General features: G+C 37.2%; 17 protein-coding genes. 13 read left to right on the top strand and 4 right to left on the bottom strand.

The annotated features are described in order from the left end of the window. The first annotated feature begins 388 nt into the window (after positions 1 to 388). The 5 genes from GWI59_RS11375 to mqo all read left to right on the top strand — a co-directional run bounded on the left by GWI59_RS11375 (position 389) and on the right by mqo (position 4,413). A complete protein-coding gene (locus GWI59_RS11375) occupies positions 389 to 604 on the top strand; it encodes a cold-shock protein (protein ID WP_023581324.1) in 216 nt (71 codons plus the stop codon). Between the two features lie 414 nt (positions 605 to 1,018). Next, positions 1,019 to 1,198 carry a Trm112 family protein gene (locus GWI59_RS11380; protein ID WP_004244593.1) on the top strand — a complete coding sequence of 60 codons (180 nt, stop codon included), beginning with the start codon at positions 1,019 to 1,021 and terminating at the stop codon, positions 1,196 to 1,198. A gap of 4 nt (positions 1,199 to 1,202) precedes the next feature. Further along, a complete protein-coding gene (kdsB, locus tag GWI59_RS11385) occupies positions 1,203 to 1,964 on the top strand; it encodes a 3-deoxy-manno-octulosonate cytidylyltransferase (protein WP_072062797.1) in 762 nt (253 codons plus the stop codon). Positions 1,965 to 2,508: 544 nt separating this feature from the next. Then, the gene (locus GWI59_RS11390) at positions 2,509 to 2,904 is read left to right on the top strand and encodes a cupin domain-containing protein (protein ID WP_161669803.1); all 396 of its coding nucleotides are present in this window, start codon (positions 2,509 to 2,511) and stop codon (positions 2,902 to 2,904) included. 12 nt (positions 2,905 to 2,916) lie between these two features. Next, on the top strand, positions 2,917 to 4,413 hold the full coding sequence (mqo, locus tag GWI59_RS11395) for a malate dehydrogenase (quinone) (protein ID WP_161724679.1): 1,497 nt from the start codon (positions 2,917 to 2,919) through the stop codon (positions 4,411 to 4,413). A gap of 107 nt (positions 4,414 to 4,520) precedes the next feature. Here mqo and GWI59_RS11400 read toward each other — a convergent pair whose 3' ends face one another. Further along, positions 4,521 to 5,444: an AEC family transporter gene (locus GWI59_RS11400; RefSeq protein ID WP_072062795.1), complete on the bottom strand. Its 924-nt coding sequence runs from the start codon at positions 5,442 to 5,444 to the stop codon at positions 4,521 to 4,523. 406 nt (positions 5,445 to 5,850) lie between these two features. Further along, positions 5,851 to 6,684, bottom strand: a complete 834-nt coding sequence (gene elyC, locus GWI59_RS11405) for an envelope biogenesis factor ElyC (protein WP_109847538.1) — start codon at positions 6,682 to 6,684, stop codon at positions 5,851 to 5,853. Between the two features lie 375 nt (positions 6,685 to 7,059). On the opposite strand from elyC, the gene cmoM reads away from it, so the two are divergent. From cmoM to GWI59_RS11445, 8 genes are all read left to right on the top strand, one after another. Beyond that, entirely contained in the window at positions 7,060 to 7,833 is a 774-nt protein-coding gene (gene cmoM / locus GWI59_RS11410) for a tRNA uridine 5-oxyacetic acid(34) methyltransferase CmoM (protein ID WP_006537404.1), read from the top strand. A 9-nt stretch (positions 7,834 to 7,842) separates the two neighbouring features. Then, positions 7,843 to 9,165: a chromosome partition protein MukF gene (mukF, locus tag GWI59_RS11415; protein ID WP_006537403.1), complete on the top strand. Its 1,323-nt coding sequence runs from the start codon at positions 7,843 to 7,845 to the stop codon at positions 9,163 to 9,165. Beyond that, the gene (gene mukE, locus GWI59_RS11420) at positions 9,146 to 9,874 is read left to right on the top strand and encodes a chromosome partition protein MukE (RefSeq protein ID WP_006537402.1); all 729 of its coding nucleotides are present in this window, start codon (positions 9,146 to 9,148) and stop codon (positions 9,872 to 9,874) included. Before mukF ends, mukE begins: the two co-directional genes overlap by 20 nt. Further along, on the top strand, positions 9,871 to 14,331 hold the full coding sequence (mukB, locus tag GWI59_RS11425; protein ID WP_161724681.1) for a chromosome partition protein MukB: 4,461 nt from the start codon (positions 9,871 to 9,873) through the stop codon (positions 14,329 to 14,331). The genes mukE and mukB overlap by 4 nt, the downstream gene beginning before the upstream one ends. Positions 14,332 to 14,556: 225 nt before the next feature. After that, positions 14,557 to 15,270, top strand: a complete 714-nt coding sequence (aphA, locus tag GWI59_RS11430; RefSeq protein ID WP_072062791.1) for an acid phosphatase AphA — start codon at positions 14,557 to 14,559, stop codon at positions 15,268 to 15,270. A 352-nt stretch (positions 15,271 to 15,622) separates the two neighbouring features. Further along, the gene (gene ldtD, locus GWI59_RS11435) at positions 15,623 to 17,350 is read left to right on the top strand and encodes a L,D-transpeptidase (protein WP_109847540.1); all 1,728 of its coding nucleotides are present in this window, start codon (positions 15,623 to 15,625) and stop codon (positions 17,348 to 17,350) included. A 329-nt stretch (positions 17,351 to 17,679) separates the two neighbouring features. After that, positions 17,680 to 18,228 (top strand): YcbK family protein, encoded by a 549-nt coding sequence (locus GWI59_RS11440; RefSeq protein ID WP_072062789.1) that lies wholly within the window; start codon positions 17,680 to 17,682, stop codon positions 18,226 to 18,228. A 37-nt stretch (positions 18,229 to 18,265) separates the two neighbouring features. Then, on the top strand, positions 18,266 to 18,916 hold the full coding sequence (locus tag GWI59_RS11445; protein WP_109847541.1) for an MBL fold metallo-hydrolase: 651 nt from the start codon (positions 18,266 to 18,268) through the stop codon (positions 18,914 to 18,916). Positions 18,917 to 19,069: 153 nt separating this feature from the next. Here GWI59_RS11445 and GWI59_RS11450 read toward each other — a convergent pair whose 3' ends face one another. Both GWI59_RS11450 and GWI59_RS11455 read right to left on the bottom strand, forming a co-directional pair. Continuing rightward, positions 19,070 to 20,260, bottom strand: coding sequence for an amino acid aminotransferase (locus tag GWI59_RS11450; protein WP_072062787.1), 1,191 nt, complete (start codon positions 20,258 to 20,260; stop codon positions 19,070 to 19,072). Positions 20,261 to 20,708: 448 nt separating this feature from the next. Continuing rightward, positions 20,709 to 21,839, bottom strand: coding sequence for a porin (locus GWI59_RS11455; RefSeq protein ID WP_006537390.1), 1,131 nt, complete (start codon positions 21,837 to 21,839; stop codon positions 20,709 to 20,711). Positions 21,840 to 21,974: the final 135 nt, after the last annotated feature.

Here is a 21,974-nt window from a genome sequence, read left to right on the forward strand (position 1 = left end):
TGTGTGGAGAGTTTGTGGATCTTGGATGTAGGGTTAATATTTTGTGTAGCGAATAGCATCGAATTTTATACACAACGAATGATGAAAACCATTTTTGATGGTGACTAATTATCGCTATATTCGATTATCTTTTTTATCAGTGTACAATAAATATCAGCATGTCATTTTCTTGTCATATTGATACTGTAAATATTTATTGAGTTTTATGATATTTATTAAGCTTAGCTATCACGGTTTTGAACATTTATATTGAATAATAAAATGCACTACTTAAATTAATGTGTTCAGAATTTAATTGGGGTTTTATATAAGAAGACATAATAAAAAGTAGGATGCATTAGTATAGAAAAATAAAAACTATACGAAGAACAAAAGGAGTTTATCTATCATGACATTACAATTAAGAATGGGTCGCGTAAAATGGTTCGACAATAACAAAGGTTATGGTCTTATTGTTGCAAGAGATATTGAACAAGAAGTTTATGTCAATAAAAAAGCGATTGCCAATACAAAAAACAAAGCATTAACAGAAGGTCAAGACGTTGAATTTTCTGTTATCAGAACCGCAGCAGGTTTAGAAGCCGCTGATGTTATCGGGTTTTAAATAAGGCTTAGCCTTGTTAAAGATGTAGATAAAACGGTAGTTTAGCATTGAGATTAAATTATCGTTTATACCTATTTTAGGTAGGTAAGCGGAAATAGTTTACCAGCGAGCTGAATAAGTAATATAAAAGAGTTATTTCGTTAATTAGAATGCAATAAAGATAATAAAAAGGTTAAATTATTATCAATAAAAGCTGAATGTAATTCTTTATTAATGATGTTGCAGACTCAACGATAAAAAGCCACAGTAATGTGGCTTTTTTGTTGCTTATAGTAAAAGAGAAAATAATAAATTTATTAATAACCAAAATTATTTTCGAATTATCACTAAACGAGTGGTTTTGAGTATTAACGCTGATCATTCCTTATGATATCCTTTTGCCCTATAAAATGATTAACCCTTGAGAGGGACAAAATGGATCACCGCTTACTCGAAATTATTGCTTGTCCAGTTTGCCACGGCAAACTTATCTTTGATAAAGAAAATTCAGAGCTTATCTGCAAAATTGATCATTTAGCTTATCCTGTTCGTGACAATATCCCCGTTCTTCTGGAGAATGAAGCAAGAGAATTGTCACTAGAAGAGGAAAAGTAATTTCATGTTCACGGTCATTATCCCTGGTCGATATGCATCGACTCGTTTACCGGGTAAACCCCTTGCGGATATTCATGGCAAACCTATGATTGTTCGTGTAATGGAACAAGCTATACGCTCTGGTGCAAACCGTGTCATTGTTGCAACTGATAATTTAGATGTTGTTGCAGCAGTTGAAAAAGCGGGCGGGGAAGCGTGTATGACTCGCGAAGATCACCATTCAGGTACAGAACGTTTAGCTGAAGTCATTGAAAAATATCAATTTGCAGATGATGAGATAATCGTTAACGTACAAGGTGATGAGCCTCTTATTCCACCCGCTATTATTACTCAAGTTGCTGAAAATCTAGCAAGTTGTGGTGCAGGAATGGCAACATTAGCGGTGCCTATTGTTGACTCAAAAGAAGCTTTTAACCCTAATGCGGTGAAAGTCGTGATGGATGCAAAAGGTTTCGCACTTTATTTTTCTCGTGCAACCATTCCTTGGGAAAGAGACCGTTTTAATTTATCACATGATGAAATTGGTGAGCATTATCTACGCCATATTGGTATTTATGCTTATCGTGCAGGCTTTATACGTCGATATATTACTTGGGAACCAAGCCCATTAGAATCTATTGAAATGTTAGAGCAACTGCGTGTGTTGTGGTATGGCGAAAAAATCCATGTTGCAAAAGCATTAGAAGTTCCAGGTGTAGGTGTTGATACACAAGATGATCTGATTGCAGCAAGAGCTGCTTATCGTGCACTGAACCAAGAGTTCTAATTATTATATTAAAATCTCAAATATCTAGCGGCACTTATTTTATTAAGTGTCGTTTTTATATTTTTTTAAAATTAATTTAACTACTTAATATTATTGAATTAATTATCGTTTAATTAGATTTATAATTGTAATAATTGATGTTATTTCACCATTTGGTAACAGATATCTTCCTCTTTTACTCCTGAATTCGCAGTTTCAAAATATTGATGATTTGAGTCTCAGTAAAAAGAATTTTTCATCAGAGTAGCAAAATCTCAATTTATGTAACGGGTTAAAATGGTTGAATAAAAAACTAAGATATTTAAGAACGACGGAGAAATATAATAAATTATCGGAATATTCTTTGTAAATAATACTATGTTTTTTTTAATCAACCTATTGAATATTCGATCTAATAATCAATTATATAATTTAATTACTGCTATACTTTTTTAATAATAAAAATACTTAATTATGATGCTAATTTGGGGAAGTAGTAAGAATATTATCTATACTAAATAATTATCAAGTTTTAAGTATAAAATTATTAAAGGAGTTTGAAAATATGATCCGTTGTGTTCGTTTATGGACTGGAGAAGATGGCAATTCGTTATTTGAAGAAGGTGTCATTGAATTTAAAGATAGCTCACAAGGCGATAGAGAAAGTTTACCTATCAATGTTTCAGAATTATCGTTTAGGGAAACAACTTCCGGAGGTTCTTATGATTGGCATCAGGACCCCGTTCCTCGCTATGTTATTACACTATCTGGTACATTAGAATTTGAAGTAAAAGATGGTTCAACCTTCATTATTAAGCCAGGTGATGTGTTATTAGCACAAGATAATAGTGGCACTGGCCATAAATGGCGCCTTTTAGATAATGAGCCTTGGCGTCGTGCTTATGTTGTCTATAAAGAAGACGCAGGATTATGTTTTAAACCTAATAAAACAACCAACTAATTGGGAGTTGTTATGAATAAACCTATTAGTGAGCAGGTTGATATCGCATTAATTGGCGCTGGTATCATGAGTGCGACGCTCGGTACATTACTTAAAGAGCTTGAACCGAATTTAAAAATCGCTATGTTTGAAAGATTAAATGATTGTGGTCAAGAGAGCTCTAATTCTTGGAACAATGCGGGGACAGGGCATGCTGCTAACTGTGAATTAAATTACACGCCACCAAATTCAGATGGAACTGTTAATATTAGTAAAGCATTAGAAGTTAACACAGAATTCGATCTATCTCGTCAATTATGGTCTTATTTAGTCACAAAAGGCAAAATTACTGATCCTCGAGATTTTATTCATGCTTGCCCACATATGAGTTTTGTTTGGGGTGCTGATAACGTTAAATTTCTTCATCAACGTTATCGCCAAATGTCTGCTAATCACTGTTATGAAAATATGGAATACAGTGAAGATAAAAAACAAATTGAAGATTGGGCGCCATTAATAATGGAAGGGCGTGATCCGAATCAACAACTTGCCGTCACCCGCGTGACGACAGGTACAGATGTCGACTATGGCGCCTTAACACATCTCTTAGTTAAGCAACTTTCCCTACAAAACAATTTTGAGTTGCACTATAAGCATGATGTTATCGATATAAAAAGGAATAATTCGGGTGGTTGGAATATTGAAGTCAAAGATCTTACCACTCATAATAAATATATTATTTCAGCAAAATATGTATTTGTTGGTGCGGGGGGACGCGCTATCGATTTGTTGCAAAAATCAGGTATTCCAGAAGGTAAAGGCTATGGTGGATTCCCTGTTAGTGGTATTTGGTTGCGCTGTGATGAAGATAAAATCTGTAGTCGTCATCATGCTAAAGTTTATGGGAAAGCAGATGTAGGCTCACCACCAATGTCTGTGCCACATCTTGATACTCGTATTATTGCGGGTAAACGTTCTCTACTCTTTGGCCCTTATGCTGGATTTTCGAGTAAGTTTTTAAAACAGGGGTCTTATTTAGATTTATTTGAATCAATCCGACCAAGTAATATAGAACCGATGCTTGATGTAGCAAAAGATAATTGGTCATTGACTGAATATTTAATTGGTCAAGTATTACAAACTTCGGCACATCAATTTGAAATGCTCAAACAGTTCTATCCTCAGGCACAGCATGAAGATTGGCAAGAGGCTGTAGCTGGACAGCGTGTTCAGATTATTAAACCTGAAGCTAAGCATCATGGTGTATTAGAGTTTGGTACTGAGTTAATTAGCAGCGCAGATAAATCATTTTCAGTATTATTAGGCGCATCACCAGGTGCTTCTACAGCGGCATTTATTGCTATCAATATTATTAAGTCTTGTTTTAAAGAGCAGCTTGAAAATGATGGTTGGGAAGAACGTCTTAAAACGATTATTCCAACTTACGGTATTGATCTCAAAATAGATGCGGATGCTTGTCGTAATATACGTGAATCAACAGCTAAAATATTAAAATTAGATACACCTTAGTTATAGTATTTATAAAAATAAACAGCCCAGTAGTATAGGGCTGTTTTATTTTTTATCCGTATTGTTAGTATAAATAATATGTTTTCAAGTAAGTGTACCTAGGAAATTTACATCATTTCTACAATAGCAATACCGCCAATAATAGAAAATAATGAACATAATGTACTTAATAATACAGTTCCTGTTGCCATATCTGTATAAGTTTTATATGAAATGGCTAAAGCTGGCACTGCTGTTGCAGTAGGTAATACGCCAATTAAAAATACCGCTTTTAATAATTCAGTTTCTAACCCAAGAGCAAACCCAACACCTAAAATTAACGCACCCTGCACAATATTTTTTATTATCACATTAAAGATAATTTCAGTATTAACTTTAAGCTTAATACCTGAAATTAACAAACCTAAGAAAAATAAAGCAACTCCACCGGAAGTTTTCCCTATTTCATTGACTGAATTTTGCAAAATCTCTGGGAGTTTAATACCGAGAATAGCTAGAATAGCGCCAAAAATAGGCAGAAAAACTAATGGCTGGGAGATGGCATTAAGCAATGATTGAAAGATCCCTTTTCCTTGCTTGGTGCCACTGATAATCATCATGGTAAAAGGTAGGATAATGATAGTGTAAATCAAATTACCAATCACCATTGCAATTAAACCTGATGAACCGACCGTAGCCAGTAATACAGGTGGTCCACAATATGCCATATCTGGGAATGAGGCGGACAAAGCTTGCATGGCTGAATTCTTTTTATCGTGTTTAAAAAAGAATTTGCCGCCTAAAAAACCAATAAGATAAGAAATAAGTAGTCCTAATGCGAGGGCTAATAGATAATCTATGTTATAGAAAATAGATGGAGAGGCTTGTGTTGCCGCTAGAAATAGTGCGAATGGTAGTGCTATTTTAACGACAAAATCAGCAAAGGCTTGTGAATATTCTCTTTTTATAAATCCATATTTACCTGAGAGCCATCCAACTAAAAGTCCTAATATAATTGGCCCCAGTGCTGATAAAATAGTTTGTAGTAACATGTTACCTCTGATTGCTTAATATAGGTACTTTTACTTTATTCAAATATATATAACTAATAAGTAGTTATGTTTTATATGAATAAAGAAAATCTGTATAATTACCTAGTAATTAAAATCAAGTGATTTTAATTATCGAAGATATTTGAAATTATTCAAGAAATAAATAGCAATGTTATTTCACTGTACTAAAAAAACACTTTATTTAGCAAGTAGTACTTAGGAGAATATATTTAATGATATATAACATTGTTTCTAATGAGTTACCTATATACTTAACCGTAACATAACTATAACTTTGTGATAGAATATAACGTATATTAATAATAGAGATATATTGAGTATTCAATGAATTGGATATTGAGGGGAAACTGAACCTCTATTATTGAGGTTCAGTATAGAGACTAGATCAGTTATCTGAATTCATTTTATCTGATGAAGAATGAGCATTTTCTGGTATTTCTATAGGTTGCCCTGTGGATTTTACTGATTGCCAAATTGATCCCAAAAATTCATACCATGCACGCTCACTGTGTTGAAAATAAGTGGCAGAGGGAAAATATTTCTCCCAAGGATGTAATGGTGAAGTAATAGCCAATTGGTTAGCTGGTGCAACGATGGGATTCATTCTTCGTGCTAAAAAGAAACGTTCAGCACGCGCTAAATGGTTGGCAGAAGTGACAAGGAGAAAAGGTTGTTTACCAATTAGCTTATCAACTTCATAGGCTTCTTCTTCAGTATCTTTCGGTGTTGATAGTGCAATAGTTTTATTCGCAGGCACACCTAAAGATTGTGCCACTTGTGCGGCAACTTCTGCACTACTTATCTGATTAACACCTGCGCCACCTGTAAAAATCAGTGTTGCATTAGGATTGCGATAATAAAGCCGAACACCTTCTGCAACACGAAATAAGCTATTATTGAGAAGGTTAGCGCTAGGTGCCCATTCTGGGTTATAAGTAAATCCACCACCTAAAACAACAATGTAGTTCACATCTTGTTGCGAATTTTCTCGTAATTCATAGCGAGCTTGATACTCTTTTTCACTTGGCATCAATAGTGTATCGGCAACAGGTTGTATGCCTAAAAGAGTTAACAGAACAAGCACAACAGTGAGTAGGCTTTTTCCTGTTTTTTGCCAACGAGTAAACCAAAGTAGTGCTAATGCAAAAAAGGCGATTAATAAGAGCAAAGGCAAGGGCATCAGAAAGCCTGCAACATATTTTTTGAGCAAGAACAGCATAAATCATCCTAGATTGAGTGAAATATATGCAATTGATAGCGAAAGCTTAGTGAAAACTAGGGGAATTCCAAGACGTTGTGTCAAAATAGCTAACACAACAACGTTTTACTAAGTTTTCATCAATAGAAATAAAGAATCATTTAATTATTTATAAAACGATAAACGTTTGAACGTTAATTTTTTCATTAATAAGCGTTATATTTATACTTCGCTTTGCGAATAGTCTGATTCATGACTTATTTCTTTAGAGAAAACAGTCAGTATCATAGAACACTGGTAAAATTGTCGTCTTTATTTATGTACAGTGTCTCATATTTTTGAATTTATCAGAACGCAAAGAGCGCAAGTAGTAAGTTGTTATCATGAGGCGTTTTAATGTCAGATCGTAATTTTGACGATATTGCAGATAAATTCTCCCGCAATATCTATGGCACAACAAAGGGTAAAATACGTCAAGCGGTGATTTGGGAAGATTTACAACAATTATTGACTCTCTTACCTAATCGAAGTTTACGTATTTTAGATGCAGGTGGAGGTGAAGGATATTTCTCTCGCCAGCTTGCTAAGTTAGGACACCAAATTATCTTATGTGATTTATCGCAAGAGATGCTTAATCGTGCTCAAGAGGCAGCGATTGAAGAGGGTGTTGCCGAAAACATGATGTTTATTTGTTGTGCGGCTCAAGAGATTAAAGAGCATATAGATGAAAAGGTTGACTTAGTTCTATTTCATGCAGTATTGGAATGGATCACGGATCAGAAAGACGCCGTAAATGTTCTTACCGATATGTTGTTACCTAATGGTATCTTATCGCTGATGTTTTACAACGCGAATGGTATTGTTATGAGAAATGCGATATTGGGGAATTTTCATCTGGCAAATCCTGAAATTCCTCGAAGAAGAAAAAAATCATTATCGCCTCAAAATCCATTGCAACCTGAAGATGTTTATCAATGGCTGACTGAATTTTCAATGATAATATTAGGAAAAACCGGTGTCCGTGTTTTCCATGATTATTTGCAAAGTCGTCAGTTACAAAATAAAGATTTTCCATCGTTGCTTGCATTAGAGCAACGATATTGTCGGCAAGAGCCCTATATCAGTCTGGGGCGTTACATTCATGTCATGGCACAAAAGCGTGTAAATTAAGGATGTACTATGAGTGATTTTACCCAGACCGTTCCTGAGTTAGTGTCTTGGGCGAGAAAAAATGATTTTTCAATCTCACTGCCACCAGAAAGATTAGCTTTTTTGATGGCTGTCGCTGTATTAAACAGCGAGCGCCTTGATGGCGAAATTAGTGAAGGGGAGTTAATTGATGCCTTTAGAGAAGTGTGCAAAGGCTTTGAACAACCCGCAGAATCAATACAAGTTCGCGCGAATAATGCCATTAATGACATGGTAAAGCAGCGACTTTTTAACCGTTTTACCAGTGAGTTGGTAGAAGGTAATGCAATATACCGTTTAACTCCGTTGGGTATTGGAATTAGTGATTACTATATTCGCCAACGTGAATTTTCATCATTGCGCTTATCTATGCAACTTTCTATTGTGGCAGGTGAGCTTGATTCAGCTGCTAGCTCTGCTGAGGACGGCGGTGATGAATATCATTGGCATCGTAATGTTTTCGCACCTCTAAAATATTCAGTGGCGGAAATTTTCGATAGTATTGATTTGTCTCAGCGAATTATGGATGAGCAGCAAAATACAGTAAAAGAAGATATTGCTGCGTTATTAAACCAAGATTGGCAAGCGGCTATTTCAAGTTGTGAACAGTTGCTATCTGAAACATCGGGTACATTAAGAGAACTACAAGATACGCTTGAAGCAGCTGGCGACAAGCTTCAAGCTAATCTTCTACGCATTCAAGAAGCAAACATGAATACAGGCCATGTTGAGCAAATAGATACATTAGTGTTTGAACTTCAAAGTAAGTTAGACCGCATTATTAGTTGGGGTCAGCAATCTATTGATTTATGGATTGGATACGATAGACATGTCCATAAATTTATTCGTACAGCGATTGATATGGATAAAAACCGTATTTTCTCTCGCCGCTTACGTCAATCCGTACAAAACTATTTCGATAGCCCATGGGCATTAACTTACGCTAATGCTGATCGGCTGTTTGATATGCGTGATGAAGAACTGGTTCTACGTGATGAAGAAGTCACGGGTGAGTTACCCGAAGAGCTTGAATATCAAATGTTCAGCGAAGTGAATGAACAAATAGCGCAATGGGTAGAGCAAGAACTTGCTTCTTACAAATTAGAGCAAAGAGCATTAGATCTCAGTTCAGTATTAGTTGAATACCTTAATCGTTATCCGCAGCAGAAACATTTTGATGTTGCCCGTATTGTGATTGATCAGGCGGTACGATTAGGTGTAGCAAAAGCTGAGCTCGCAGGATTGCCTGCAAAATGGTCAGAAATTAACGAATATGGAGCTAAGGTACAAGCGCATGTCATCGATACATACTGAACAATTTATGCCAGCAAAACTGGCGCAGGCATTAGCGAATTCACTTTTTCCTGAACTGGATAGCCAGTTACGTGCAGGTCGACATATTGGTATAGATTCTTTGGATAATCATGCTTTTCTGATGGATTTTCAGGATGAGTTATCAGACTTTTATGCGCGTTATAACGTTGAATTAATTCGAGCGCCAGAAGGCTTCTTCTATTTACGACCTCGTTCAACCACGCTTATTCCTCGCTCAGTCCTCTCTGAAATGGATATGCTGGTGGGAAAAATACTTTGTTATCTCTATCTTAGTCCTGAACGCTTAGCGAATCAGGGGATATTCACCGTTCAAGAGTTGTTCGATGAATTAAGAACATTAGCAGATGAAAGCAAACTTTTACGTTTAGTGAATCAACGCTCAACGGGTTCTGATCTTGATTTGCAAAAATTACAAGAAAAAATGAGGACTTCTTTAAATCGTTTACGTCGTTTAGGCATGATTTCATTTCTATTAAATGATATGCAACGTTTTTCAATTACTGAATCTGTTTTCCGTTTTGGGGCAGATGTACGCAGTGGTGATGATCCTATCGAAGCGCAAATGAGAATGATCCGTGATGGTGAAGCTATGGCGCTTGAAAGCGGTTCAGAAGCACTAAACGATGAAGAAAATGAAGATGAGCAGTTACAATCCAGTGAAGATGATGCGGAGGAAGAAAATAAATGATTGAACGGGGAAAATTTCGCTCATTAACACTTATCAACTGGAATGGGTTCTTTGCTCGTACTTTTGATTTAGATGAATTAGTGACTACGTTATCAGGTGGTAATGGTGCGGGTAAATCAACCACTATGGCTGCATTTATCACAGCTATGATCCCTGATCTAACTTTACTTCATTTTCGTAATACCACAGAAGCTGGGTCAACAAGCGGATCTCGTGATAAAGGGTTATATGGGAAACTGCGTCCGGGTGTGTGTTATGCCGTATTAGATGTGATCAACTCGCGTCACTTACGTGCTGTGGTCGGTGTCCGTTTACAGCAGATTGCAGGGCGTGATAAAAAAGTTGATATCAAACCCTTTATGATCCAAGGGTTGCCAATGGCGGAAAACCCGACAGAAATTCTGACGCAAGCTGTTGCAGATCGCCAAGCGCGAGTACTCCCCCTTAATGAGTTAAAAGAGAAAGTTGAAGCGATTGAAGGCGTTGTTTTCAGACAATTTAATTCTATCACTGATTTCCATGCCGTAATGTTTGACTTGGGTGTTATTCCTAAACGTTTACGTTCAGCCAGTGATCGCGCAAAATTCTATCGTTTAATTGAAGCCTCGTTATATGGTGGTATTTCAAGTGCGATCACTCGTTCTTTACGTGATTACTTATTGCCTGAAAATAGCGGAGTTAGAAAAGCGTTCCAAGATATGGAAGGCGCATTACGTGAAAATCGCATGACACTTGAAGCGATTCGCGTTACACAATCCGATCGTGATTTATTTAAACACCTAATCACAGAAGCTACGTCTTACGTTGCAGCAGACTATATGCGTCATGCCAATGAGCGACGCGTTCATCTTGATGAAGCTTTAGAAGTTCGCCGTGAATTATGGAGTCAGCGTAAATCCATTAATAACGAAGCATATCGTTTTATTGAAATGGGTAAAGAGTTGGAAGAACAACAAGCGCTTTCTTCAGATCTTGAAGCAGACTATCAAGCAGCAAGTGATCGATTAAACCTAGTACAAAATGCGGTTCGTCAACAAGAAAAAATAGACCGATATGTTGCTGATGTAGAAGAGATCACTTTCCGTTTAGAAGAACAAAGCGAAGTCGTTGAAGAAGCAGCATCTAAGAAAGAAGAACTTGAAGCTCGCGTAGAGTCAGCCGAAGAAGAAGTTGATGAGCTGAAGAATCAGCTAGCAGATTATCAGCAAGCTTTAGATGTACAACAAACACGTGCAATTCAATATCGTCAAGCAGTGCAGGCTTTAGAGCGAGCAAAAGCACAATGTGGTATTGCTGATTTAGATGAAACTAATGCAGAACAATGGGCTGAACGTATTCAAGCAAAAATTCAAACCATTACTCACTCTTTGCTTTCTATGGAACAGAAACTCAATGTTTCTGAAGCCGCTAAAACGCAATTTGATCAAGCTTATAAACTGATCAGTTCGGTTGTCGGTCAGATTGAACGCCAAAATGCATGGGATGCGGCAAAAACAGCATTACGTGAATGGTCTTCGCATCGACACCAAGCGGATAGGGTTCATCCTATTCGTATGCAGTTAGCTGAGTTAGAGCAGCGTTTACATCAACGAAATACTGCAGAACGCCAACTTGAAGAGTTTAATAAGCATTATGGTAAGCCGATAGAGCCTGATGATTTATTAATTCTTCAAGATGAATTAGAAGCAAAAATTGAAGAGCTTAGCGATTACGTTAACGAATCTGGCGAACAGCGTATGCAGATGCGCCAAGAGTTAGATCAACTTAAACAACAAATTGAAAAGCTGAAAAAACAAGCGCCAGCATGGCTTGCAGCACAAGATGCGTTAACACAATTATGTGAGCAGACTCGTCAATCTTTTGATACGGGTCATCAAGTAACAGAATATATGCAACAGTTACTTGAAAAAGAGCGTGAAGCAACGGTTTTACGTGATGAAACTGCAACTCGCAAACAACAGATTGAAGCGCAAATTGAACGTTTAAGTCAGCCAAGTGGTGCTGAAGATGGGCGATTAATTACGTTAGCCGAACGTTTTAATGGTGTTTTATTATCAGAAATTTATGATGATATTACGTTAGACGATGCGCCTTATTTCTCTGCATTATATGGCCCAGCACGCCATGCGATTGTTGTACAAGACTTATCTCAAGTTCAGGAGCAATTAGAAACATTAGAAGATTGCCCTGAAGATCTCTATTTTATCGAAGGCGATCCACAATCTTTCGATGATAGTGTATTTAATGCACAAGAGATGGATAAAGCGGTTCTTATTAAGAGTTCAGATAGACAATGGCGTTATTCTCGCTACCCTGAAATCCCACTATTTGGTCGAGCAGCGCGTGAAAATCAATTAGAAATTTTGTCGCGTCAGCGTGATGAGCTTTCGGAACTTTATGCAACACAAGCTTTTGATGTACAGAAGATCCAACGTGCTCACCATGCCTTTAGTCAGTTTGTCGGACAACACATTTCTGTCGCATTTGAGGCTGATCCTGAAGAAGATATTCGCCAGCTTAACCAACGACGTAACGAGCTAGAAAGAGCATTAGCACAATATGAAGAGAATACTCAGCAACAGCGTCAACATTATACACGTGCTAAAGAATCGCTAAATCTTCTAAATAAACTGATTCCTCAAGTGAATATCTTGATGGATGAAACACTGATTGATCGCGTTGAAGAGTTACGCGAAGAGCTGTATGCCGCTGAAGAATCAATGCGTTACTTACAGCGTCACGAAAAAGCATTAGCAGCATTAGAGCCGATTGCTTCTATCTTGCAAAGTGATCCCCAAGCACATGAACAACTATCGCAAGATTACGAGCAGGCAAAAGCAGAGCAGCAACGTTATCAGCAACAGGCTTTCTTGCTGGTGGAAGTAGTACAGCGTCGCCCACACTTTAGCTATAGTGATGCCGTTGAAATTGTTAGTGAAAATAGTGATCTAAACGAGAAGTTACGTCACCGTTTAGAGATGGCAGAAACAGAACGCGCTACGGCAAGAGAACTTTATCGTCAGCAACAAGCACAATGTGCTCAATTTAATCAAGTGCTCACCTCATTAAAAAGCTCCTTCGACACTAAATCTGAATTGCTCAGAGAACTTGAGCAAGAGATGCGTGATACGGGGATACATATCGATATTGGTGCAGAAGCAAGAGCTAAAGAGCTTCGCGATCAACGTTATTCAGCGGTAAGTGAAAACCGCGCGCGTATTAGTCAACTTGAGCGCGATATCGCACTGAGTGAAGCTGAGCGAGATAACCTAACCAAGAAAATTCGTAAACTTGAACGTGACTACATTCAAATTCGTGATCATGTTGTGAGTGCAAAAGCGGGTTGGTGCGCAGTTATGCGATTGGTGAAAGAAAATGGTATGGAACGCCGTTTACATCGACGAGATTTTGCTTACCTTTCAGCTGATGAACTACGTTCAATGTCGGATAAAGCGTTAGGTGCTTTACGCCAAGCAGTTGCAGATAATGAATATTTACGTGATGCGTTACGTCGCTCAGAAGATGCGAAATATCCTGATCGTAAAGTTCAGTTCTTTATTGCAGTATATCAGCATTTAAGAGAGCGTATTCGCCAAGATATCATTAAAACTGACGATCCAGTTGATGCAATTGAACAGATGGAAATTGAGCTTGCTCGCTTAACGGAAGAACTGACAAGCCGTGAACAGAAATTAGCGATTAGCTCACGAAGTGTTGCGAATATTATTCGCAAAACTATCCAGCGAGAGCAAAACCGTATCCGTATGCTAAACCAAGGTTTACAAGCGGTTTCATTTGGCCAAGTGCGAGGTGTTCGACTTAACGTCAATATTCGTGAAAGCCATCAAGTGTTATTGGATGTATTATCAGAAGAAGATAATCAATACCAAGACTTATTTAAAAACCAAAACCTTACCTTCTCAGAAGCGATGGCGAAGCTCTATCAACGTTTAAATCCACAAGTAGATTTTGGGCAACGTATGCCACAAACTGTGGGTGAAGAGCTGTTAGATTATCGTAATTATCTAGAAATGGATGTTGAGGTTAATCGTGGGCCAGAAGGTTGGTTAAAAGCGGAAAGTGGTGCTTTATCAACCGGTGAAGCGATTGGTACGGGGATGTCAATTCTGGTGATGGTTGTACAAAGCTGGGAAGAAGAATCACGACGTTTAAGAGGAAAAGATATTTCTCCTTGTCGTTTACTCTTCCTCGATGAAGCTGCACGTTTGGATGCCAAATCGATAGCAACGCTATTCGAACTTTGTGATCGTTTAGATATGCAGTTAATCATTGCAGCACCAGAAAATATCAGTCCAGAAAAAGGAACAACTTATAAATTAGTGCGTAAAGTGTTTAATGGTACAGAACATGTTCACGTTGTGGGGTTAAAAGGTTTTGGTCAACAGGCTGAAAATGATAAAACTGCATCATCAAATGTTGCTGAAATAACAGAATAATTTTATTTGGGTTATCAGCTACAAATCAGCAAATAGAAGGCGCTACGGGCTTACGCTCATAGCGCCTTATTCTTTTAAAGTGTTACATAGATCAAAAAATGAAAGTAAATTCACAAAAAAATGAAATCTTAAATGGTATAACGTGCGCCATATCTCATTTAAATGTAATCATGATGTTTATTATCGCATTTGTATGTGATTACTATAAAAATTAAAGGAAAGAAAATGCGTAAAGTCACGTTAGCTTTTAGTGCAATTGCTTTAGCGTTAAGTTTAAATGGCGCGGCAATGGCAAAAGTTCATATGCCAGAAGTTGTTAGCCCAGGTGTTACTGTTGCACAACTTGCACAACAACAACCAATTCATTGGGTTTCTGTTGCAGATATTGAAAAAAGCCTTGCAGGTCAAGCACCCATGGCAGTTGGTTTTGATATCGATGACACCGTTCTGTTCTCAAGCCCAGGTTTCTATCGTGGTAAACTAGAATATTCTCCAAACGATTTCAGCTACCTGAAAAACCAAGAATTCTGGGAAAAAATGAATAACGAGTGGGATAAATTCAGTATGCCTAAACAAGTCGGTATCGATCTTGTTCAGATGCACTTAAAACGTGGAGATACTGTTTATTTCATTACGGGTCGTACTCAAACTAAAACTGAGACTGTGACCAAATATGTACAAGAAGGCTTAAACATTCCTGCTGATAAAATGCAGCCAGTTATTTTTGCGGGTGACCAACCTGGTGCAAATAACAAAGTAAGCTGGATGCGTGATCACAAACTGAAAATTTACTACGGTGATGCTGATGCAGATATCGCAGCAGCAGATGAACTGAATATCCGTGGTATTCGTATTCTGCGTGCAGCTAACTCTTCTTACCAACCACTGCCAAAAGCAGGTCAGTTTGGTGAAGAAGTTGTTATCAATTCAGAGTATTAATTTTTCCCCTTTGTTTACCTCTATTTGTAAGGCGTAGGAAACTGCGCCTTTTTCTATTTTAAAATATCTTTTATTAAAATTATTTTATTTATCTCTTCACAACTCTTTATTATTTCTTGAAAGCTTATTTCTGATTTGTCTGTTTTTTGTTCTTTTATTGCACCTTTATTTAAATAATATATTTGAATATAAAAACAGCTAAATAGTCTTTTTTTGATTAAATAAAACTAAATTTCTATCAGGGACTTACAAAACGTTAAAAATATTAGTTTATTCCTATAAAACTCTTTGCCTAGCTCATCTAATATTCTAGGATACCAAAATAATAATAAGGGATGAGGGTAGAGGATTTATGGCGCATCAACCAATTAAAAGAGCAATCGCATATTCAGCTGTTATAGGTACACTCCTTTCTGGGCATTATGCAATAGCTACAGAAACAGAGTCGGTGGCTTTATCTGCGCCCGAAACAGAAAACACGGTATTAGTTCCTGTGAATAACGAAGCTATGCCAGCACCTGCAATTGTGGTTATGGATGCCCCACAATTGACTGAGTTAGCAGTAAGAACAAAACTGCAATCATGGCTTCCTGTAGGTTATAAACCTTCATATTTAACTCAGCTTGTGAAAATGTACCAAGCGAATAATCTGGCATTAATTTGGCAAGATGAAAAAATAGTACAACAATTACAGCAACAAATAGCAGAAGTCGCTATTTCAGGCATTCAGCCCCAGTTTGGGCAATGGTTAACACAATTAGAAACACCTGAATTAACTCAAGAAGGGCGTGATATTATTTTATCAGATGCCTTTTTAGGTTATATCAGTTTTGTTGAGCAAGTAAATAAATCTGGCACATCTTTACTGTATCGCAGTGCAACACAAGTATTATCTGCTCCTTCCGATAGTTCAGTGATTGAGTTACAACAAAATATTCAAAATAACACTTTAGGTAGCTTTGTTATTTCTTATGCACCATCTCACCCTTATTACGCTTTAATGAAAGAGGAATTGCGAAAGCAATTACATAGTTCCGTTGTTTGGCCAGAAATGAAAGGAACGACATCATTAAAGCCAAATCAATCATCACAAGAAGTTGTACCGCTTAGACAGATTTTACGTAATTTAAAATTAATTCCTGAGTTGGCAGTGAATGAGCAGGAAATTGCGACAACCGTTTATGATGCGTCTTTAGTTGCGGCTGTTAAATTATTTCAAACTGCTCATGGGTTAGAGCCCGATGGTATTATTGGGCGACAAACACGAACGTGGTTAAATATAACACCCGCACAACGCGCTAGCATTATGGCATTGAATATTCAGCGCCTTCGCTTGACGCCAGCTATTGGTGATACTGGAATTTGGGTTAATATTCCTGATTTCTCGCTCTATTTTTATGCCAATAACGAACTTATCCTTGACTCAAAAGTCATTGTCGGTCGCCCCGATAGAAAAACACCGATTATGAGTAGTGCACTCAATAATGTCGTGGTTAATCCACCTTGGAATGTGCCAACAAGCATGACGCGTAAAGATATTGTGCCTAGAGGTAAAGCAGACCCTAGTTACTTTAGTCGTAAGGGATATACCATTTATTCAGGGTGGGGGAATGATGCTTATCCAATTAATCCTTATGATATTGATTGGCAAAATGTGAGTGCGAATAACTTCCCTTACCGAATTTGGCAGGCTCCGGGGCCAACAAACTCATTAGGTCGTTATAAATTTAATATGCCAAATTCAGATGCGATATATCTGCATGACACTCCAAATCATTCGCTATTCTCAAAAAACATGAGAGCAATCAGTTCAGGTTGTATTCGTGTTAATAAAGCCTCTGAACTTGCTTCAATTTTATTGGGTGATGCAGGATGGAAACAAGATAGAATTGATGCAGCATTAAAACGTGGTTCAACACAATATGCCCCAATTCCTGAACGTATCCCAGTTTATTTATATTATCAAACCGCATGGGTAGCACAGGAAAATGCACCTCAATATCGTGCAGATATTTATGGTTATGATAAAAGCATTTCAAATGCAGAGTCGTATTTAGAGAATATTAAGAAATATTTGTAATATAGATAAATAGAAGCCAAATAAAGGATGGATATATTACCATCCTTTATTTTTTATATTAATCAATAAGATAAATTTAAAAAACCATGTTCTATAATAAAAGTATGAAAAAATTATAATTTATAAAATACTTTTTAAATTTCCAATAAAATTAGAATGATAAAAAGGGTTTTTAGTATAAATAACTAAATTAATAAGATTTGAAATGTTGATAAATTGAAACGAAGTGTTATTTACAATACTATACAAACCATAAGAAACAATTCAGGAAAAATATTGTCATAATAAAGGTTCTTCCTCCCGAAATAATTTGTTGAGTGCATATAACTATGGATATTATTGATTCACACCGCCGTAAGTGGCTGGGGCTCGGTATGGCCGCTGTGGGGTTAGGTTTATTGCCTTCTCATGCATTTGCTTCATTAGCAACACCTCGCCCAAAAATTCTTCGCTTTAATAATTTAAATACTGGTGAAACTATTAAAGCCGAGTTTTTTGATGGAAAACGTTATAATAAACATGAACTTGCTAAGCTAAACCATCTGTTTAGAGATTACCGACAAAATAAAATTAAAACGATTGATCCCGCCCTGTTTGACCAAATCTATTTACTGCAAGTAATGCTGAATAACAATAAACCCGTTGAACTTATTTCAGGTTATCGCTCTTTAGTGACTAATAATAATTTGCGCCAAAGCAGCAGTGGTGTTGCTAAGAAAAGCTACCATACTCGCGGGCAAGCAATGGATTTTCGCTTAGTAGGCACAGAACTTTCAAAAGTTCGTCAAGTTGCATTAAGAATGAAAGCGGGTGGTGTTGGATATTATCCAAGAAGTAATTTTGTGCATATTGATACAGGACCGGTTCGCTCATGGTAACCTATTGAGAATTAGTTAATAGAGAGTGGAGTGATTCATGATGTATCACATTGTACCTGTGACAAATTATATGCAAAATTGCACCCTTATTTGGTGTGATGAAACGAAGGAAGCGGCAATTGTTGATCCTGGTGGAGATGTTGAAACGTTAATTGCAGAAATAGAAGAACGCCAATTAACATTGACCAAAGTATTATTAACACACGGACACTTTGACCATATTGCAGGCACTTCTCAAATTGTTGAGCATTTTAATGTTCCTGTTTATGGGCCACATAAAGATGATAATTTTCTACTTGAAGAATTAGAACAACAGTGTCGTATGTTTAATTTTCCTTGTGGAAAATCATTTACACCAGATAGTTGGTTAAATGAGGGTGATACCGTAACAATCGGTAAAACAATTTCGTTATCTGTTTTACATTGCCCAGGTCATACACCTGGACATATTATTTTTGTGAATCATCAGAATAAAATTATCTCTATGGGAGATGTGTTATTCAAAGAAAGTATTGGTCGTACCGATTTTCCACGGGGAAACCACGCTGATCTTATTGCATCAATCAAAAATAAAGTTTTGCCTTTAGGTGATGATTATCTGTTTATTCCGGGACATGGCCCTATGTCTAATTTAGGTCATGAGCGTCAATACAATCCGTTTTTACAAGATGAAATGCCAATCTGGTAATAATGTGCGGATATAAGCGAATAAATATGAAGCTCTTTATTATAAAGCGCTTTTTTATCAGTAAAAAATGAGATTTGTATTTCTTTGGTTGTAAATAAAAATGCCACATATTTAATAATGTGGCATTTATCTTAATTACGCTTTAGATGTCAATTAGAGCACAGCAACAATGGCTTCACATAGTGGAACCATATTCTCAAGAGTTAAACCCGCTACGTTAATACGGCCTGAACCTACGATATAAATACCGTATTCAGCACGTAAACGCTCAACTTGCTCTTTATTTAAACCACTAAATGAGAACATACCATTTTGGTCAATAATAAAGCTAAAGTCTTGCTTAGCACCTTTTTCTTGCAGAGTAGTCACTAACAGTTGACGCATACGCTGAATACGTTCGCGCATGGTTGTTAGCTCTTCAATCCATTCTTCTTTTAACTCTGGATTAGAAAGAATAGTTGTTACTACTGAAGCACCGTGTGCTGGTGGGTTTGAGTAGTTGGCACGAATAATTGCTTTTGCTTGGCTAAAGGCTTTTTCAGCAGTGTCGCTATCTTTGGTCACAATGGTACATGCACCTACACGTTCATTGTAAAGACCAAAGTTTTTAGAATATGAACTGGCAACAATAAGCTCAGGATTTTTTTCTGCAAAGAGGCGTAAGCCTTGTGCATCTTCTTCAAGACCACGAGCAAAACCTTGATATGCAAAGTCAAAAACAGGCAACCAGCCTTTTTCTGCTGACAGTTCAGCTAATTGGCGCCATTGTTCTTCCGTTGGATCAATACCACTTGGGTTATGGCAGCAACCATGGAATAAAACAACGTCACCTGCTTGCGCTTTAGCAAGGCTTGCTAACATACCATCAAAGTCTAACCCATGATTTTTAGCATCATAATAATCGTAATTACAGATCTCAAGACCTGCAGTTTGGAAAATATTATTATGGTTAGGCCAAGTTGGATTGCTTATCCAGACGCGTTTTGCAGTGGTTTGCTGAGCAATAAAATCAGCAGCAATACGCAAAGCGCCTGTACCACCAGGGGCTTGTGCTGTGCGTGCGCGTTTTTCAGTGATAATAGGGTGTTGTTCACCAAACAAAAGTGCTTGGGTCACATTGCCAAATTCAGGGATACCGCTAATTGGAAGGTAATTTTTAGTGGTTTCGTTTTCTAACAGGTATTTTTCTGCTTTCTTAACAGTGGTTAAAACAGGGGTTTTACCTGTTTCATCCTTGTAAACACCAATCCCTAAGTTAATTTTGTTTTCACGAGGATCAGAACGGAAACTATCAGCTAAACCTAGAATAGGATCGGCTGGTGCAGCAATGATTTTCTCAAACATAGTGTAATTGTTCCCTAAGCTCAAAACGAAGCCGAAATATGAGTATCAAGAGTAACGCTATGAGGCCTTTTTGCCAACTGTTTGTAGAGAAATTAACAAGAAGTTGTGAACTAAGTGAGAATAAATAGCAAAACAAGATGTAAATAAGTGAATATCCTGTGATTACATTAACATATAAAAATAATCACTAAAAAGACATAATTGTTTAGTATGATAAACTTTTTGACGTTACTAAAAATAAAGAAAATGCGATATTTTTCAGTGAATAAATAAACAAATCCACTGCAAATACAAAAATAAAGAAAAAGAAAGCATTGTGAATAAGAAGAAAAAAGCGAGATAAATAATAAGAGATTAAGATTGGTAGTAGCAGTATAAATAAAAAAGCAACACCGAAGTGTTGCTTTTCAAATCAATTAACTTGACTGTTTAATTACCTAAGCGGTAATTAGAACTGATAAGTCAGACCTAAACCAACTACGTTGTCGTCGTTGATGCCCAGTTTGTTATCAGATTTCAGCAGGTTGATTTTGTAGTCAACAACTGCAGTCATGTTTTTGTTAAATTTGTAGAAAGAACCTACAGAGATATATTTAACTAAATCTTCATCACCAACAGCAGTACCTTGATTATACAGGTCTTTACCTTTAGATTGAACATAACCTAAAGATGGTTTGATACCTAAATCAGCAAAGTCATACTGTGCTGTTAACTCGATGTTTTGAGTTTTGTTAGCGATGTTACCTTCACCTTTGAAATGAGTCATGTTACGGGTTTCACCGTACATAGCCGCTAAGTAAACGTTGTTAGCTGCAAATTTACCACCAAAGTTCCATGCTTCCGCACGTGAGCCTTTAGCAGAGCTGAAGTCTTGTTGGCCAGAAGTACGAGCAGAGTTAGAGTAACCACCACCCAGAGTTACGCCCCAGCCTAAGTTATAAGCTGTAGAGAAACCGAAACCGTCGCCATTAGCTTTTTTATCTACGCTATAGTGAGTACTACCATTTTGTACCCATTTGTCGCCACGAGCATTGCTGGTATTTTCGTTGTTTTTACCTTGGTATTGTAGAGCAAAACTTAGGCCATCAACGTAACCGAACATATCAGTGTTACGGTAAGTTAAAACACCAGTAGAACGACCAGTCATATAAACGTCAGTTTGTGACATTGAGTCGCCGCCCCATAAAGGCAGAACGTCTGTCCATGCGTTGGTGTCGTAAATCACACCGTAGTTACGACCGTAGTCTAGTGAACCGTAGTCAGCGAATTTAAAACCAGCGTAAGCAAAACGAGCACGTGAATCAGTATCGCCTTCAGTATTGCTTGTACGGATTTCATATTCGAAACGACCAAAACCAACTAAATCTTTATTGATTTGAGTTTCGCCTTTGAAGCCGATACGTGCACGAGATGCATCACCGTCTTCACCTGAATCTTTATCAGCGAAGTAATGACGAACGTCAACTTTACCGTAGATGTCTACTTTGTTGCCGTCTTTGTTGTACATTTCAGCTGCGTTTGCTGCACCAGCAAACATTAAAGCTGGGATTACCACTGCAAGAAGATTGCGCTTCATCATTATTATTACCCTCATTGGTGTTATTCAGACACCTTTGCCACTGCCAGAAATAGTTTCTTAATTTTTATGGAACTATTTATGAGAGTTAAGTGTCGTCTGTGTCGGGTGACAGTGTTCCATTGGTAAAAAATTTTA

The organism is Proteus sp. G2673 (assembly GCF_009915125.1).
Taxonomy (GTDB): Bacteria; Pseudomonadota; Gammaproteobacteria; order Enterobacterales; family Enterobacteriaceae; genus Proteus; species Proteus penneri.

Excerpts from the sequence above, each read along its gene's own strand:
- kdsB (WP_072062797.1), top strand. The coding sequence starts at position 1,203 with ATGTTCACGGTCATTATCCCTGGTCGATATGCATCGACTCGTTTACCG.
- GWI59_RS11390 (WP_161669803.1), top strand. The coding sequence starts at position 2,509 with ATGATCCGTTGTGTTCGTTTATGGACTGGAGAAGATGGCAATTCGTTA.
- ldtD (WP_109847540.1), top strand. The coding sequence starts at position 15,623 with ATGGCGCATCAACCAATTAAAAGAGCAATCGCATATTCAGCTGTTATA.
- mukE (WP_006537402.1), top strand. The coding sequence starts at position 9,146 with ATGTCATCGATACATACTGAACAATTTATGCCAGCAAAACTGGCGCAG.
- GWI59_RS11380 (WP_004244593.1), top strand. The coding sequence starts at position 1,019 with ATGGATCACCGCTTACTCGAAATTATTGCTTGTCCAGTTTGCCACGGC.
- GWI59_RS11375 (WP_023581324.1), top strand. The coding sequence starts at position 389 with ATGACATTACAATTAAGAATGGGTCGCGTAAAATGGTTCGACAATAAC.
- elyC (WP_109847538.1), bottom strand. The coding sequence starts at position 6,684 with ATGCTGTTCTTGCTCAAAAAATATGTTGCAGGCTTTCTGATGCCCTTG.
- mukF (WP_006537403.1), top strand. The coding sequence starts at position 7,843 with ATGAGTGATTTTACCCAGACCGTTCCTGAGTTAGTGTCTTGGGCGAGA.
- cmoM (WP_006537404.1), top strand. The coding sequence starts at position 7,060 with ATGTCAGATCGTAATTTTGACGATATTGCAGATAAATTCTCCCGCAAT.
- GWI59_RS11455 (WP_006537390.1), bottom strand. The coding sequence starts at position 21,839 with ATGATGAAGCGCAATCTTCTTGCAGTGGTAATCCCAGCTTTAATGTTT.
- GWI59_RS11445 (WP_109847541.1), top strand. The coding sequence starts at position 18,266 with ATGATGTATCACATTGTACCTGTGACAAATTATATGCAAAATTGCACC.
- GWI59_RS11400 (WP_072062795.1), bottom strand. The coding sequence starts at position 5,444 with ATGTTACTACAAACTATTTTATCAGCACTGGGGCCAATTATATTAGGA.
- GWI59_RS11450 (WP_072062787.1), bottom strand. The coding sequence starts at position 20,260 with ATGTTTGAGAAAATCATTGCTGCACCAGCCGATCCTATTCTAGGTTTA.
- mqo (WP_161724679.1), top strand. The coding sequence starts at position 2,917 with ATGAATAAACCTATTAGTGAGCAGGTTGATATCGCATTAATTGGCGCT.
- GWI59_RS11440 (WP_072062789.1), top strand. The coding sequence starts at position 17,680 with ATGGATATTATTGATTCACACCGCCGTAAGTGGCTGGGGCTCGGTATG.
- mukB (WP_161724681.1), top strand. The coding sequence starts at position 9,871 with ATGATTGAACGGGGAAAATTTCGCTCATTAACACTTATCAACTGGAAT.
- aphA (WP_072062791.1), top strand. The coding sequence starts at position 14,557 with ATGCGTAAAGTCACGTTAGCTTTTAGTGCAATTGCTTTAGCGTTAAGT.